The organism is Sphaerotilus sp. (genome assembly GCF_031429695.1).
In the GTDB taxonomy this organism is placed as follows: Bacteria; Pseudomonadota; Gammaproteobacteria; order Burkholderiales; family Burkholderiaceae_C; genus Sphaerotilus.
Window position 1 is genome coordinate 132,166 of the sequence record NZ_JANPAB010000080.1, and the last position, 13,814, is coordinate 145,979.

Sequence of the window (13,814 nt, forward strand, 5' to 3'; positions counted from 1 at the left end):
TGTAGGAAGAGGGTATCAAATGGGCAAAGACGTATCGGATTGCGCCAGATGCATCACGAAGGTCATGTGCACCCACAGCAGGCGGGGGCGCCCGAGCGGTTCACTGGCGCAGACGCGCCGCCGTGACCGCTGCGACATCACGCAGCCACGGATGACGCACCCAGTGCGCCGCCGTGAACGCATCGATCTGCGCCTGGCAGGTCAGCGACAGCCCGATCACGTCCAGCCCCTCCAGCGCCATGCGCTGGTGACGCGCCGACAGCGAAAACGGCGCTTCGACGCCCGCGCTGCGCACCGTCAGCGCCTGCACGTCGATGCGGACCTGGCCGTTCGCCACGTCGTCAGCGTCGCGCATCAGCGCAGCGATCACCGGCTCGGGCAGCATCACCACCAGCAGGCCGTTGTTGAGCGCGTTCGAGTAGAAGATCTCGCCGAAGCTCGGTGCGATGACGGCGCGGATGCCGAACTGCTGCAGGCCCCACACGGCGTGCTCCCGGCTGGAGCCGCAGCCGAAGTTGGCGCCACCCACCAGGATGCGCGTGTCGGCGTATTCGGGGCGGTTCAGCACGAAGTCGGGACGCGGCTGGCCTTGGGCATCGAAACGCTGGTCGTACAGCACGCCGGGGGCGAGGCCCGACTTGTCGATGCCGCGCAGGAATTGCTTCGGGATGATCTGGTCGGTGTCGAGGTTCTCGATGCGCAGCGCGGCGGCGCGGCCCTCGATGCGGCCGGGGTTCAGGTCAGACATGGTTCAGCTCCTGGTTCGGGGCGAGGGCAAGCTGGCGCACATCGGTGATGCAGCCGGTGACGGCAGCGGCGGCGGCCATCGCCGGGCTCATCAGGTGCGTGATCGCGCCGCGCCCCTGCCGGCCCTCGAAGTTGCGGTTGGTGGTCGAGGCGCAGCGCACGCCGTCGGCCAGCACGTCGTCGTTCATCGCGAGGCACATCGAGCAACCCGGCTGGCGCCACTCGAACCCGGCGTCGGTGAACAGCGCGGCCAGCCCCTCGGCCTCCGCCTGCGCCTTCACCGCGCCGGAGCCAGGCACGACCATCGCCCGCACGCCCTCGGCGACATGGCGACCGCGCACGACGGCGGCGGCGGCGCGCAGATCCTCGATGCGGCCGTTGGTGCAGGAGCCGATGAACACATGCTGCACCGGCGTGCCTGCGATCGCGTCGCCTGCGGTCAGCCGGGTGTAGCGCAGCGCCTGCTCGGTGCTGCGGCGCCGGACTTCGTCGGGCTGGGCGTCGGGCCGGGGCACCTGCCCGGTGATGGCGAGCACCTGGTCCGGGCTGGTGCCCCAGGTGACGTGGGGCACCACCTCGGCGGCGTCGAAGCGGTGTTCCACGTCGAAGCGGGCGTCGGCGTCGCTTGCCAGCGTCTGCCAGTGCGCCAGCGCTGCGTCGCGGACCTCGCCCGTGATGTCCGGTGCCCGTGCCAGCACGTAGTCGATGGCCGCCTGGTCAGGGGCGATGAGCGCACCACGGGCACCGGCCTCCACCGCCATGTTGCACAGCGTGAAGCGCGCCTCGATCGACAGCGCCTCGATGGCCGTGCCGCAGAACTCGACCACGAAGCCGCGGGCGCCCTGCGCGCCGATGCGGCCGATGAGGCTGAGGATCAGATCCTTCGACGTGGTGCCGGCCGGCAGCACCCCGTCCACGCGGATGCACATGTCCTGCGCCAGCCGGTAGACCAGCGTCTGCGTGGCGAGCACGTGTTCCACCTCCGAGGTGCCGATGCCGAAGCCCAGTGCGCCGAGCGCGCCGTAGGTGGTCGTGTGGCTGTCGCCGCAGAGGATGACCATGCCGGGGCGGACCATGCCGTGCTCGGGCGCCACGACATGCTCGATGCCTTGCAGCGCATCGCGGGTGTCGAACAGCGGGATGCCGTGGCGGCGGCAGTTGGCGGCGAGGTGGGTGGCCTGCAGCGCCGAGGCCGGGTCGGCGATCACGCGCAGCGTCGACGGCACCGGATGCGTCGGGATGATGTGGCTGACCACCGCGACGTTCTGGCCGGGCACCGGCACGCTGCGGCCCCGGTCGTGCAGCCCGGCGAAGGCTTGCGGGCTGGTGTACTCGTTCATCAGGTGCAGGTCGCAGAACAGCAGCACGTTCTGCGCGTCCAGCGCCGCCACGGTGTGCGACTCGACGAGCTTGCGGTAGAGGGTACGGGCGCTCATGGGATGGGAAAGTGGGTGTCGGTGAGGAACGGCAGCACGCGGGCCAGCAAGGCGTCCGGCGCTTCTTCGGCGATGTAGTGGCCGCAGGGCAAGGGGCCGCCGCGCACGTCGTCGGCCACGCGCTGCCACTCGCGCAGCGGCTCGAAGCAGCGGTGCACCACGCCCTGCTCGCCCCACAGCGCCAGCAGCGGCATGGACAGGCGGCGGCCGGCGTCGCGGTCGGTGCGGTCGTGGTCGAGGTCGATGCCAGCGGCGGCGCGGTAGTCCTCGCACAGCCCGTGGGCGGCACCGGGCTGGCGCAGGCCGTGTTCGTAGGCGGCCAGCGCACGTGGATCGAACGGCGCCAGCCCGGCACTGCGCCGACCCATCACGTCGCGCAGGTAGGCGGCGGGATCGGCCTCGATCAGCCGCTCGGGCAACGGCGCGGGCTGGATCAGGAAGAACCAGTGCCAGTAGGCGCGGGCGAAGGCGTCCGAGGTCTGCTCGTACATCGCCAGCGTCGGCGCGATGTCCAGCAGCACCAGCCGACGCACCGCCTCGGGGTGGTCCATGCCCAGCCGGTGCGCCACCCGCGCGCCCCGGTCGTGGGCGAGCACGTCGAAGCGGTCGTGGCCCAGCGCCTGCATCAGCCGGAGCATGTCGCGGGCCACCGTGCGCTTGCTGTAGTTGGCGTGGTCGGCGTCACCCGGCGGCTTCGACGACGCGCCGTAGCCGCGCAGGTCGGCCATCACCAGCGTGAAATGCCCGGCCAGCGCCGGCGCGACGCGGTGCCAGATCGCGTGGGTCTGCGGATGGCCGTGGAGCAGCAGCAGGGGTGGTCCCTGTCCGCCGATGCAGGCGTGGATCTGCATGCCATCGTCGGTAGGCAGCGACCGGGTCTCGAAACCGGGGTAAAGGGGTGCGGAGGACATAGCGTCATGCTATGCGTGAACCCCAGAACCATAATGTCCCTTGTTGAACAACTCACGGTCGCCAAAGGAATGAATGGCGACGCGGGCACGCATGGACGGCTTCTCTGACCTCGCCTTTTTCGCCCTGGTCGCCAAGTGCGGCAGCCTGGCCGGCGCGGCGCAGGAGATGGGCATCACGCCCCCCGCCGCCAGCAAGCGTCTGGCCGCACTGGAGCGCCGGCTCGGCGTGCGGCTGATGCAGCGCACCACGCGGCGGCTGAGCCTGACGCCGGAGGGCGAGACCTACCTCGTGGACGGCGCGCGCGTGCTCGAAGACCTCGAACAACTGGAGCGCACGGTCGCCGGCAGCCGCGCCGTGCCGCAGGGGCTGCTGCGCGTCAGCGCCACACTCGGCTTCGGGCGCCGGCACATCGCTCCGGCGCTGTCGCGCTTCGTGCAGCTGCACCCCGAGGTCGAGGTGCAGTTGCACCTGACCGACCGGCCCGTGAACCTGGTGGAGCAGGGGTTCGATTTGCGGGTGCATTTTGGTGACCTACCCGATGCGCGGCTCACGACACGGCTGCTGGCGCACAACCACCGCGTGCTGTGCGCCGCACCGCAGTACCTGCAGAGCGCAGGCGAGCCGGCCACCCCGCGCGACCTCGCCCGCCACGCCGGCCTCTTCATCCGCGAGGGCGACGAGACCTTCGGCACCTGGCACCTGACCAGCGGCGCACGGCACGAGACGGTCAAGGTGCGCGGCCGGCTCAGCAGCAACGACGGTGAATCGGCGATCGGCTGGGCGCTGGACGGCCACGGCATCGTGCTGCGCTCGGTGTGGGAAGCGGCGCCGCACCTCGCCAGCGGGCGCCTGCGCGCGGTGCTGCCGGACTGGCGCCTGCCACCGGCCGACATCCACGCCGTCTTCGCCACCCGCAGTCACCTGGCGGCCAAGACGCGGGCGCTCATCGACTTTCTGGTCGAGACGTTCGCGCCGCACCGGGCGACCAGCCAGGACACCACAGCGACCTCATGGCGCTGAGAACGACTGCGCCACGAAGCCCACGAACGCCCGCACCCGCGCCGCCAGTCGGTGCCGCTGCGGATACACCGCGTAGACATCCGCGTCCGGCGTGAAGCACTGCGGCAGCACCTGCACCAGCCGGCCGTCCTTCAGGAAGCGGTCGATGTCCCACTCGGCGCGCATCAGGATGCCGTGGCCGTCCAGCGCCCAGTTCACCGCGATCTCGCCGTCGTTGGTCGTCAGCGTGCCGCGGGTCTTCACCGCCTCGGTGGTCACGGCCCCGCCGCGCCCGCTCGACAGCCGCCACAGCCCGTAGGCTTCCTCGCCCTGGCGGATGCCGATGCAGTTGTGCTGCGTCAGGTCGTGGGGCACCTTGGGCGTGCCGTGGCGGGCGAGGTAGGCGGGCGCGGCGCACAGCAGCCGCCGGTTCGGGGCGAGCCGCTGCGCGATCACGCGGGCGTCCGGCGGCTCGCCGAAGCGGATGCAGACGTCGAAGGCGTCGTCGGTCAGCGGCGGCGGGTTGACCGAGAGCTGGAGCTGCACCTCCACCTGCGGGTATTGCCGCAGGAACCGCGAGATCAGCGGCGCGATGTGGCTGCGGCCGAAACCGAGCGTCGCGTTGATGCGCAGCAGGCCGGTGGGCGTCGAGCGGGACACGCCCAGCTCCTCCTCCATGTGGCCGATCTCGTCGAGGATGCGCCGGGCGTGTTCGAGGTAACGCTCGCCCTCGGGCGTGAGGCCCATGCGCCGCGTCGTGCGGTTGACCAGCGACACGCCGAGCCGCGACTCCATCAGCGCCAGGTGCTTGCTCACGGCCGGCGTGGTAATGCCCAGCTCGCGCGCCGCCGCGCTCAGGCTGCCAGCACTGGCCAGCGTGGAGAAGAAGCCCAGGTCGGCGGGCTGGATGGCGTCGGGCATTGTTGAATCCAGGTGAACGATGGTTTCACTTTAGCCCTCCGCAGGCCAGGTTTCCAGTCCCTACAGTGCGGCAACTCGTTCCCGCAGCCACACCACAGGACACCCCATGAAGACCTACTCGATCGCAACCATCCCGGGCGACGGCATCGGCAAGGAAGTCGTGCCCGCCGGCCAGCAGGTGCTCCAGGCGCTCGCGGCCTCCGGCAACACCTTCCGCTTCGACTTCGAGAACTTCGACTGGGGCGGCGACTACTACCGCGCTCACGGCGTGATGATGCCGGCCGACGGGCTGGACGCGCTGCGCGGCAAGGACGCGATCCTGTTCGGCTCGGCCGGCGATCCGCAGATCCCCGACCACATCACGCTGTGGGGCCTGCGCCTGAAGATCTGCCAGGGCTTCGACCAGTACGCCAACGTGCGCCCGACGCGCATCCTGCCCGGCATCGACGCGCCGCTGAAGCGTTGCCGGCCCGAAGACCTGAACTGGGTCATCGTGCGCGAGAACTCGGAAGGCGAATACTCCGGCGTCGGTGGCCGCGTCCACCAGGGCCACCCGATCGAGGCCGCCACCGACGTGACGATGATGACCCGCGTCGGCGTCGAGCGGATCATGCGCTTCGCCTTCAAGCTGGCGCAGAGCCGGCCGCGCAAGCTGCTGACCGTCGTCACCAAGAGCAACGCGCAGCGCCACGCGATGGTGATGTGGGACGAGATCGCCGCCCAGGTCGCGCAGGAGTTCCCCGACGTGCGCTGGGACAAGGAGATCGTGGACGCCTGCACCGCGCGCATGGTCAACCGCCCCGCCACGCTCGACACCCTCGTCGCCACCAACCTGCACGCCGACATCCTGAGCGATCTGGCCGCCGCACTCGCCGGCAGCCTGGGGATCGCGCCGACCGGCAACATCGACCCCGAGCGCCGCTACCCGTCGATGTTCGAGCCGATCCACGGCTCCGCCTTCGACATCATGGGCAAGGGACTGGCGAACCCGGTCGGCACGTTCTGGAGCTGCGTGATGCTGCTGGAGCACATCGGCGAACCCGAAGCCGCCCAGCGCCTGATGGCCGCCATCGAGCAGGTCACCGCCAACCCCGCGCTGCACACCGGCGACCTGGGCGGCACGGCCACCACCGCCGCCGTGACGCAGGCGGTGTGCGAGCTGCTGGCGCGCTGAACCCGCCAGACCCCGCCAAGACTCACCCCGTGCGAGGAGACAACCCCATGAACAAGATTCCCCAGATTCCCCAGACCGCCGCCGCCCTGGTGCTGGCCGCCTTCGCCACCGCAGCGAGCGCCCAGAGCTGGCCCGCCGCCAAGCCGATCACGCTCGTCGTGCCCTTCCCGGCTGGCGGCACGACCGACGTGCTGGCGCGCTCGCTGGCCGACAAGCTTGGCACTGCGCTCGGCCAGACCATCATCGTCGAGAGCAAGCCCGGTGCGGGCGCCACGCTCGGCGCCGACTACGTGGCCAAGTCCAAGCCGGACGGCTACACGCTGCTGATGGGTGCGATCCACCACACCATCGCCCCGGCGGTGTTCAAGAAGGTGCCTTACGACCTGCAGAAGGACTTCGCGCCGATCACCACCGTCGCGCTGGTGCCCAATGTGCTCGTGGTCAACGCCAACAACCCGGCGAAGAACGTCGCCGATCTCGTCGCGCAGGCCAAGGCCAAGCCTAACCAGCTCAACTACGGCTCCAACGGCAACGGCACCGCCCAGCACCTGATCGGGACGCAGTTCGAGAACCTGACCGGCATCGAGATCACCCACATCCCCTACAAGGGCAGCGGCCCGCTGACCACCGACCTGATCGGCGGTCAGGTGACGATGTCCTTCGACACCATCACGCCCGTGCTGCCGCACATCAAGTCCGGCAAGCTCAAGGCCCTGGCGGTGACGACGGGCAAGCGGTCGTCCGCGCTGCCGGACGTGCCGACGCTGGCCGAGGCGGGGCTGAAGGGCTTCGACATCGGCACCTGGTTCGGCGTGCTGGCCCCAGTGGCGACGCCGAAGGACATCGTGGCGCGCCTGAACACCGAGGCCGTGAAGATCATCCAGTCGCCCGACTTCCGCAAGCGCATGGAAGAGATCGGAGCCGAGCCGATCGGCAACACCGCCGAGCAGATGGGCAAGCAGATCCACGACGACATGGAGAAATTTGCCAAGCTGGTGAAGGACGCGAAGGTCGTCATCGAGTGAAATAGCGGGATGCACACGCCGACCACCACCCCTTCCCCCGTCCCGCCCACCAACCCTGCCGCGCTGCTGCGGGCGATGTTCGATGCGGCCGTCGCCGCCGCGCAACCCGCACGCTGCCTGCCGCCGCACCTGCCCGCCGCACCCGCCAAGGGCCGGCTGATCGTGATCGGCGCCGGCAAGGCGTCGGCGGAGATGGCGCAGGTGGCCGAGGCGCATTACCGGCGGCAGGGCGTGGCGGTCGAGGGGCTGGTGATCACGCGCTACGGCCACGGCGCCCCGTGCGAACACGTCGAGATCGTCGAAGCCTCGCACCCGGTGCCGGACAACGCCGGGCTGGTCGCCGCACAGCGTCTGCGCAAGCGGGTCACCGGCTTGTCGGCCGACGACGTGGTGGTCGCGCTGATCTCGGGTGGCGGCTCGGCGCTGCTGGTCGCGCCCGACGAGGGGCTGACGCTCGACGACAAGCAGGCCGTCCACCGCGCCCTGCTCGCCAGCGGCGCGGGCATCGGCGAGATGAACCTGGTGCGGCGCCACCTGTCGGCACTCAAGGGCGGCCGGCTCGCGGCGCTGTGCCACCCGGCGACGGTCCACACGCTGCTGATCTCCGACGTGCCGGGCGACGACCCGATCGACATCGCCTCCGGCCCGACCGTCGCCGACCCGACCACCTGCGCCGACGCGCTGGCGACGCTGGCGCGTTACCGGATCGCGCTGCCGGACGCGGTGATGGCGCGGCTGCGCAGCGGGGCGGCCGAGTCGGTCAAGCCCGGCGACGTGCGGCTCGCGGGGCACACCTGCACCACCGTCGCCGCGCCGCGTGCCTCGCTGGAAGCGGCGGCGGAGGTCGCCCGTGCCGCCGGGATCACGCCCTGGGTGCTCGGCGATGACCTCGAAGGCGAGGCCCGCGCCATGGGCACGACGCTGGCCGGACTCGCCCGCCAGACCGCCCGCCACGGCCACCCGTTCGCCGCGCCGTGTGTGCTGCTCAGCGGCGGTGAAAGCACGGTGACGTTGCCGACGGACGCCGCCGCTGCGGCCAATCTGGGACGCGGCGGGCGCAACGTCGAGTTCCTGCTGTCGCTCGGTGTCGCGCTGAACAGCGAGCCGGGCGTCTGGGCGCTGGCCGCCGACACGGACGGCATCGACGGGCTGGAGCCGATCGCGGGCGCCGTGCTGCACCCCGACACGCTGGTCCGCGCCTGGGCGGCGGGGCTGAACCCGCGCACCTGCCTCGACCGGCACGACGGCCACGGATTCTTTCAAGCCATCGGCGACTCGGTGGTGACCGGACCGACGCTGACGAACGTCAACGACTTCCGGGCGATCCTGATCACCGCCCGTCCGTGATTCGCTTCAGTACGCGGCGTCCGGCAACCCACAGAACGCATCCACCGGGCTGATCCCCGTGAACGCCTCTTCGCCCAGCAGCTTGCGCACCACCGCGTGCTGCACGGGCGAAGCCGCCGTGTAGGCGTTGACGACACAGGGCATGCGCGGCGCGTCGTACAGGTAGTACGGCTGGCCGAACGACACCAGCGCACACGGCAGCTCGTGCCAGAAGCGCCGCATGGACCCCTTCCAGTCGCCGTGGACCTGCGCCCAATCCAGGTAGATGTGCGACTGCGCCAGCAGCGACTCCTGCGCCAGCAGGTAGAGCACGAGGTCGGTGTCGGCCGGTGTTGGCGGCTGCGCGGGATCGAAGGTGCGCACCTCGAAGCCCTGCGCCGCCAGCAGCGCGGTGACTTCGAGTGCCTTCGGGGCTTGTCCAGCGAAACCACCGCGCGTCGGGTCGGTGACGACGACGATGCGGCGGTGGCGCTCGACGCTGAGCGGCAGCAGCCCGCGCACGTCCTTCACCAGCGTCACGCTCGCACTGGCGACACGGCGCTCCACGTCAAGGTGTGCCGGCTGGCGGACCACGGCGCGGGCCGTCTCCAGCGGCGGCAGCAGCTCGTCCACGGTCTTGCGGTGCAGCCCCAGTGCTGCCTTCAGGCCGAGCACGCGGGTCACGGCCTCCTCGACCCGCGCCTCGGTGAGTCGGCCGTCCGACAGCGCCCGCATCACATGCCCGAAATCCGCCTCGAACGGGCTGGGGAAGAGCAGCACGTCGCAGCCATTGGCGATCACCTCGGGAATGCACTCGGCGCGATCCGCCCAGGCCGACAGTCCCGCCATGCCACTCGCGTCCGAGACGATCAGGCCGTTGAAGCCGAGTTCGCCGCGCAGCAGGTCTTCATTGAGGAAGCGCGACACACACGCCGGGCGGTACAACTCCAGCCCGCTCGCGCCGTGCTGCTGCGCATAGGCCGGCAGCGCGATGTGCGCCGACATCACCGTCATCAGCCCGTCGTCGATCAGGCCGCGGTAGATCCGCCCGAAGCGTTCGCGCCACGCGGGCATGTCCAGCGGGTTGACCGTGGTGACGAGGTGCTGGTCGCGGTCGTCGAAGCCTTCGCCCGGCCAGTGCTTGGCGGTGGCGGCGATGCCGTGGCGCTGGAAGGTGGCGACGTTGACGCGGGCCTGCGCAAGCACGGTGTCCGCATCCGAGCCGTAGGAGCGCGTGGCGACAATCGCGCTGCGGAAGGCAGCGTTGAGATCGACGACCGGCGTGAACGTCCAGTTGTAGCCCATCGCCCGCGCCTCGGCGGCGAGCACCGCGACGGCTTGCTCGGCCAGCGCGGTGGAGCCGGTCGCCGCCAGCCCGAGCTGGTTGGGCAGCGCGGTGCCGAACGGCAGGCCGATCGCGCCGCCCTCGATGTCACCGCTGATCAGCAAGGGAATCTCGCTGCGCTCGATCAGCGCCCGAGTGGCACGCCAGCTCGCATCGAGGTCCGTGCCGCCGAAGCGGGTGACACCGCCGACCGCGTGACCCGCCAGTGCGGCGACCGCCTCGGCGTTGTCACCGTGGGCGGCGGCGTTGAAGAGCTGGCGCACCTTCTGCTCGGTGGACAGCGTGCGCAGCTTGTCGGCGACCCAGGCGATGCCCGTGTCATCGAGGTGGAACGGCGCCCGGCGCAGCGCGTCGAGCGTGGAGGAAGGCGAAAGCGGGGGCGTGGTCATGCCCCATTCTGTCAGCCCGTCGTCAGTGACCGCCACCCAGATAAGCCGCCTTGACGGCCGGGTCGTTGCGCAGCTTCTCCGCCGGGCCGTGGACGTTGATGCGGCCGTTCTCCAGCACGTAGCCGTAGTCGGCCACCGCCAGCGCGGCGGCAGCGAACTGCTCGACCAGCAGCATCGTCACGCCCTCGCTCTTCAGCCGGGCGATGATGCGGAACACCTCTTCCACGAGGATCGGCGCGAGGCCCATCGACGGCTCGTCGAGCAGCACCACGTCAGGGTTCAGCATCACCGCCCGTGCCATCGCCAGCATCTGCTGCTCGCCGCCGGAGAGCGTGCCAGCGAGCTGCTGGCGGCGTTCCTTCAGGCGCGGGAACAGCTCCATCGCCCGCTCCAGGTCCCTGGCCACATCGCCCCGCGGCCGGGCGCCGGTCATGCGCGGAAACGCACCGAGCAGCAGGTTGTCCGACACCGTCATCGTGGCGAAGACGCGCCGGCCCTCGGGCGAATGCGCCAGCCCGAGGCGGGCGATGTGGAACGGCTCCTTGCCGTCGATGCGCTGGCCGTTCAGGCTGATCTCGCCGCCGGTGGGCGCGATCATGCCGCTGATGGCGCGCATCGTCGTGGTCTTGCCGGCGCCGTTGGAGCCGATCAGCGTCACCACCTTGCCCCGAGGGACGTCGATGGAGATGCCGTGCAGCACCTGGACCTTGCCGTAGCCGGCGCTGAGGTTCTTGATGGTCAACATGGGAGATCCTGTTCGTCCGCTGTGTGCCGGTCAGGCCGCCTGGCCGCCGAGGTAGGCTTCGATGACCTTTTCGTCGGCCTGCACCGCAGCGGGCACGCCCTCGGCGATCTTCTGGCCGAAGTCGAGCACCGAGACGGTGTCGCACAGGCTCATCACCACGTCCATGTGGTGCTCGATCAGGATCACGGTCACGCCGTGCTCGCGGATCTTCTGGATGATCGCCAGCAGCTCCTTGATGTCGGGCGCGGTCAGGCCGGCGGCCGGCTCGTCGAGCAGCAGCAGTTGCGGGTCCAGTGCCAGCGCACGGGCGATTTCCAGCAGGCGCTGCTTGCCATACGGCAGGTTGCGGGCTTCCTCGCCGGCCAGATCGGACAGGCCGACGAAGCGCAGCAGGCCGGTCGCCCGGGCGCTGGCGTCGTGGTTCTCGCGCAGGTAGCGCGGCAGGTGCAGCGCCACCTCGGGCAGCGTGCTGTGGAAGGTGTGGTGCAGGCCGACCATCACGTTCTGCAGCGCGGTCATCTCGCCGAAGAGCTGGACGTTCTGGAACGTGCGGGCGATGCCGGACAGCGCGATGTCGGACGAGGTGCGGCCCACCTGCGCGGTACCAGCAAAGCTGACGCTGCCGGCGGTCGGCACGTAGATGCCGGTGAGCACGTTCATCATCGTGCTCTTGCCCGAGCCGTTCGGGCCGATCAGGCCGTGGATGGTGCCGCGACGGACGGTCAGATCGACATTGTTGAGCGCCTTCAGACCACCGAACTGCATCAGGATGCCCTTGGCTTCCAGCAGCGTGCCGCCATCGCCGCGCCCGGCTGCCTGGCTGAGCGCATCGCCGTTCGGCGCCATCTGCGCGGCCTCGTCGGCATCGGTGGCGCCGTGGCCACGCAGGTTCAGCGCATTGCGCACGAAGCCGACGATGCCGTCCTGCAGGTAGTACACGACGAACAGCGTGATCAGCCCGAACACCGACAGACGCCAGTCGGTCATGGTCTGCAGCTTGAACGACAGCCCGGCCAGCGCGACGCTGCCGACCACGGGGATCAGGGCGTCCTTCAGCGTGAACTTGCCGCGCTTGTACGCCACCCCGACCGCCACCGCCACGACCACCGCCAGCAGCACCGAGACGATGCGGAACAGGCCCAGGTCATCGAGCAGCTTGGGCAGCATCACGATGATGGTGGCGCCCAGCAGCGCACCCGTGCGGGTCTTGCGGCCGCCCATGATGACGGCCAGCAGGAAGAGCACGGTCTGCTCGAAGTTGTAGGTGTTGGGCGAGATGTACTGCTCGGAGTACGCATACAGCGCCCCGGCCAGACCCGCCAGCCCGGCGCTGATGACGAAGGCGTAGACCTTGTACTTGTAGACCGACACGCCCATGCAGTCCGACGCCACCGGGCTGCCACGCAGCGCCTCGAACGCCCGGCCCAGATGCGAGCGCAGCACGCGGTGGACGAAGACCAGCGAAGCCAGCAGCATCACCACCACGACCCAGAAGTACTCGGTCTCGTTCAGCCGGTGGCCGAACAGGCTGGGCTTGGTCAGCGTGATGCCCATCGGGCCTTCGGTGAGGAAGGTCATCTCGTTGATGAGGATCTGGATGATGGTGCCGAAGGCCAGCGTCACCATCGCCAGGTACGGCCCGCTGACCCGCAGCGCCGGCAGCGCCAGCAGCGCGCCGAAGCCGGCGGTGATGGCGACGGCCGCCGGCAGCGTGAGCCACAGCGAGGCACCGAGCTTCATCACCAGCACGCCGGCGGTGTAGGCGCCGATGCCGAACAGGCCGGCGTGGCCCAGCGAGACCTGGCCGGTGTAGCCGACGACGATGTCGAGGCCGAACAGCACGATCGCGTAGATCATGATGGTCTCGACCAGGTGGATGTAGTACGGGTTGCCGACCGCGACCGGGAAGGCGACCAGCGCCGCCACCGCGACCGCCGCGGCGATGAGTTGTTGGGGCTTCATGTTGTCGGGTATCCGTTCAGACCTTCTTGATCGCCGACTTGCCGAACAGACCCGCGGGCTTGACGGCCAGCACGATCAGCAGCAGCACCAGACCGGGCACATCCTTGTAGCCGGTGGAGAGATAGAAGCCGGTGGTTGTCTCGGCCACGCCGAGGATGACGCCGCCGACCACGATGCCCATGCCGCTCGTCAGCCCGCCGATGATGGCCACCGCGAATGCCTTCAGGCCGAGCACCGAGCCCATCGTGGCGCCGGTCAGCGTCAGCGGCGCGATCAGCACGCCGGCGAACGCGGCGGTCAGCGACGACAGCGCATACGAGAACGTGATCACCAGCCCCGTGTTGATGCCCATGAGCTTGGCGGCGTCGCGGTCGTTGAAGGTGGCGACGACCGCCTTGCCGTAGATGGAGCGGCGGTTGAACAGCTCCACCGCCAGCATCATCAGCAGCGCACCCACCACCACCAGGATTTCCATCGGCAGCACGTTGGCGCCGAGGAAGTGCAGCGGCGCTTCCGGCAGCGGCGACGGGAACTTCAGGTCGTCGCGGCCCCAGACGTTCTCGGCCACGTTCTTGAAGATGATGCCCAGCGCGATGGTGGACATGATCCAGCCGAACTCGCTCTTCATCTTGATGGCCGGGCGCACGCCGATGCGCTCGACCACCGCGCCCTGCACCACCCCGAACAGGCAGACCAGCGGGATCATCAGCCAGTAGTTGACGCCCCAGCCCACCAGCGACAGCCCGACCAGCGCCCCCAGCATCAGGGCGTCGCCCTGGCCGAAGTTCAGCGTGTCGGAGGTGGCGAAGGTGAGCTGGTAGCCGAAGGCGATG

At 69.9% G+C, this 13,814-nt stretch carries 12 protein-coding genes; 4 read left to right on the forward strand and 8 right to left on the reverse strand.

Annotated elements, in window-relative coordinates; genetic code table 11:
• Positions 1-100: 100 nt before the first annotated feature.
• From leuD to RMP06_RS16065, 3 genes are read right to left on the reverse strand one after another with little or no spacing between them, the layout of a single operon-like run.
• Positions 101-748 (reverse strand): 3-isopropylmalate dehydratase small subunit, encoded by a 648-nt coding sequence (gene leuD, locus RMP06_RS16055; protein ID WP_310462795.1) that lies wholly within the window; start codon positions 746-748, stop codon positions 101-103.
• Entirely contained in the window at positions 741-2,183 is a 1,443-nt protein-coding gene (gene leuC, locus RMP06_RS16060; protein WP_310462796.1) for a 3-isopropylmalate dehydratase large subunit, read from the reverse strand. The genes leuD and leuC overlap by 8 nt, the downstream gene beginning before the upstream one ends.
• Positions 2,180-3,094, reverse strand: a complete 915-nt coding sequence (locus tag RMP06_RS16065; RefSeq protein ID WP_310462797.1) for an alpha/beta fold hydrolase — start codon at positions 3,092-3,094, stop codon at positions 2,180-2,182. The genes leuC and RMP06_RS16065 overlap by 4 nt, the downstream gene beginning before the upstream one ends.
• A 91-nt stretch (positions 3,095-3,185) precedes the next feature.
• Between RMP06_RS16065 and RMP06_RS16070 the strand changes: the two genes are divergently transcribed.
• Positions 3,186-4,115, forward strand: coding sequence for a LysR family transcriptional regulator (locus tag RMP06_RS16070; protein WP_310462812.1), 930 nt, complete (start codon positions 3,186-3,188; stop codon positions 4,113-4,115).
• On the opposite strand, the gene RMP06_RS16075 is transcribed toward RMP06_RS16070, so the two are convergent.
• Entirely contained in the window at positions 4,104-5,015 is a 912-nt protein-coding gene (locus tag RMP06_RS16075; RefSeq protein WP_310462798.1) for a LysR substrate-binding domain-containing protein, read from the reverse strand. The two genes, RMP06_RS16070 and RMP06_RS16075, sit on opposite strands and share 12 nt — an antisense overlap.
• Positions 5,016-5,121: 106 nt before the next feature.
• On the opposite strand from RMP06_RS16075, the gene RMP06_RS16080 reads away from it, so the two are divergent.
• The 3 genes from RMP06_RS16080 to RMP06_RS16090 are packed head-to-tail and all read left to right on the forward strand — an operon-like array spanning position 5,122 to position 8,561.
• Positions 5,122-6,189 carry a tartrate dehydrogenase gene (locus RMP06_RS16080; protein ID WP_310462799.1) on the forward strand — a complete coding sequence of 356 codons (1,068 nt, stop codon included), beginning with the start codon at positions 5,122-5,124 and terminating at the stop codon, positions 6,187-6,189.
• A gap of 47 nt (positions 6,190-6,236) precedes the next feature.
• Positions 6,237-7,214: a tripartite tricarboxylate transporter substrate binding protein gene (locus tag RMP06_RS16085; protein WP_310462800.1), complete on the forward strand. Its 978-nt coding sequence runs from the start codon at positions 6,237-6,239 to the stop codon at positions 7,212-7,214.
• 9 nt (positions 7,215-7,223) lie between these two features.
• Positions 7,224-8,561 (forward strand): glycerate kinase type-2 family protein, encoded by a 1,338-nt coding sequence (locus RMP06_RS16090; protein WP_310462801.1) that lies wholly within the window; start codon positions 7,224-7,226, stop codon positions 8,559-8,561.
• Positions 8,562-8,567: 6 nt separating this feature from the next.
• Here RMP06_RS16090 and RMP06_RS16095 read toward each other — a convergent pair whose 3' ends face one another.
• From RMP06_RS16095 to RMP06_RS16110, 4 genes are read right to left on the reverse strand one after another with little or no spacing between them, the layout of a single operon-like run.
• Positions 8,568-10,274, reverse strand: a complete 1,707-nt coding sequence (locus RMP06_RS16095) for a glycoside hydrolase family 3 protein (RefSeq protein WP_310462802.1) — start codon at positions 10,272-10,274, stop codon at positions 8,568-8,570.
• Positions 10,275-10,296: 22 nt separating this feature from the next.
• A complete protein-coding gene (locus RMP06_RS16100; protein WP_310462803.1) occupies positions 10,297-11,019 on the reverse strand; it encodes an ABC transporter ATP-binding protein in 723 nt (240 codons plus the stop codon).
• 30 nt (positions 11,020-11,049) lie between these two features.
• Positions 11,050-12,981 carry a branched-chain amino acid ABC transporter ATP-binding protein/permease gene (locus tag RMP06_RS16105; protein WP_310462804.1) on the reverse strand — a complete coding sequence of 644 codons (1,932 nt, stop codon included), beginning with the start codon at positions 12,979-12,981 and terminating at the stop codon, positions 11,050-11,052.
• Between the two features lie 16 nt (positions 12,982-12,997).
• A complete protein-coding gene (locus tag RMP06_RS16110; RefSeq protein ID WP_310462805.1) occupies positions 12,998-13,813 on the reverse strand; it encodes a branched-chain amino acid ABC transporter permease in 816 nt (271 codons plus the stop codon).
• Position 13,814 lies beyond the last annotated feature (1 nt).

Excerpts from the sequence above, each read along its gene's own strand:
- RMP06_RS16080 (WP_310462799.1), top strand. The coding sequence starts at position 5,122 with ATGAAGACCTACTCGATCGCAACCATCCCGGGCGACGGCATCGGCAAG.
- RMP06_RS16065 (WP_310462797.1), bottom strand. The coding sequence starts at position 3,094 with ATGTCCTCCGCACCCCTTTACCCCGGTTTCGAGACCCGGTCGCTGCCT.
- RMP06_RS16095 (WP_310462802.1), bottom strand. The coding sequence starts at position 10,274 with ATGACCACGCCCCCGCTTTCGCCTTCCTCCACGCTCGACGCGCTGCGC.
- leuD (WP_310462795.1), bottom strand. The coding sequence starts at position 748 with ATGTCTGACCTGAACCCCGGCCGCATCGAGGGCCGCGCCGCCGCGCTG.
- RMP06_RS16100 (WP_310462803.1), bottom strand. The coding sequence starts at position 11,019 with ATGTTGACCATCAAGAACCTCAGCGCCGGCTACGGCAAGGTCCAGGTG.
- leuC (WP_310462796.1), bottom strand. The coding sequence starts at position 2,183 with ATGAGCGCCCGTACCCTCTACCGCAAGCTCGTCGAGTCGCACACCGTG.
- RMP06_RS16090 (WP_310462801.1), top strand. The coding sequence starts at position 7,224 with ATGCACACGCCGACCACCACCCCTTCCCCCGTCCCGCCCACCAACCCT.
- RMP06_RS16105 (WP_310462804.1), bottom strand. The coding sequence starts at position 12,981 with ATGAAGCCCCAACAACTCATCGCCGCGGCGGTCGCGGTGGCGGCGCTG.
- RMP06_RS16075 (WP_310462798.1), bottom strand. The coding sequence starts at position 5,015 with ATGCCCGACGCCATCCAGCCCGCCGACCTGGGCTTCTTCTCCACGCTG.
- RMP06_RS16085 (WP_310462800.1), top strand. The coding sequence starts at position 6,237 with ATGAACAAGATTCCCCAGATTCCCCAGACCGCCGCCGCCCTGGTGCTG.
- RMP06_RS16070 (WP_310462812.1), top strand. The coding sequence starts at position 3,186 with ATGGACGGCTTCTCTGACCTCGCCTTTTTCGCCCTGGTCGCCAAGTGC.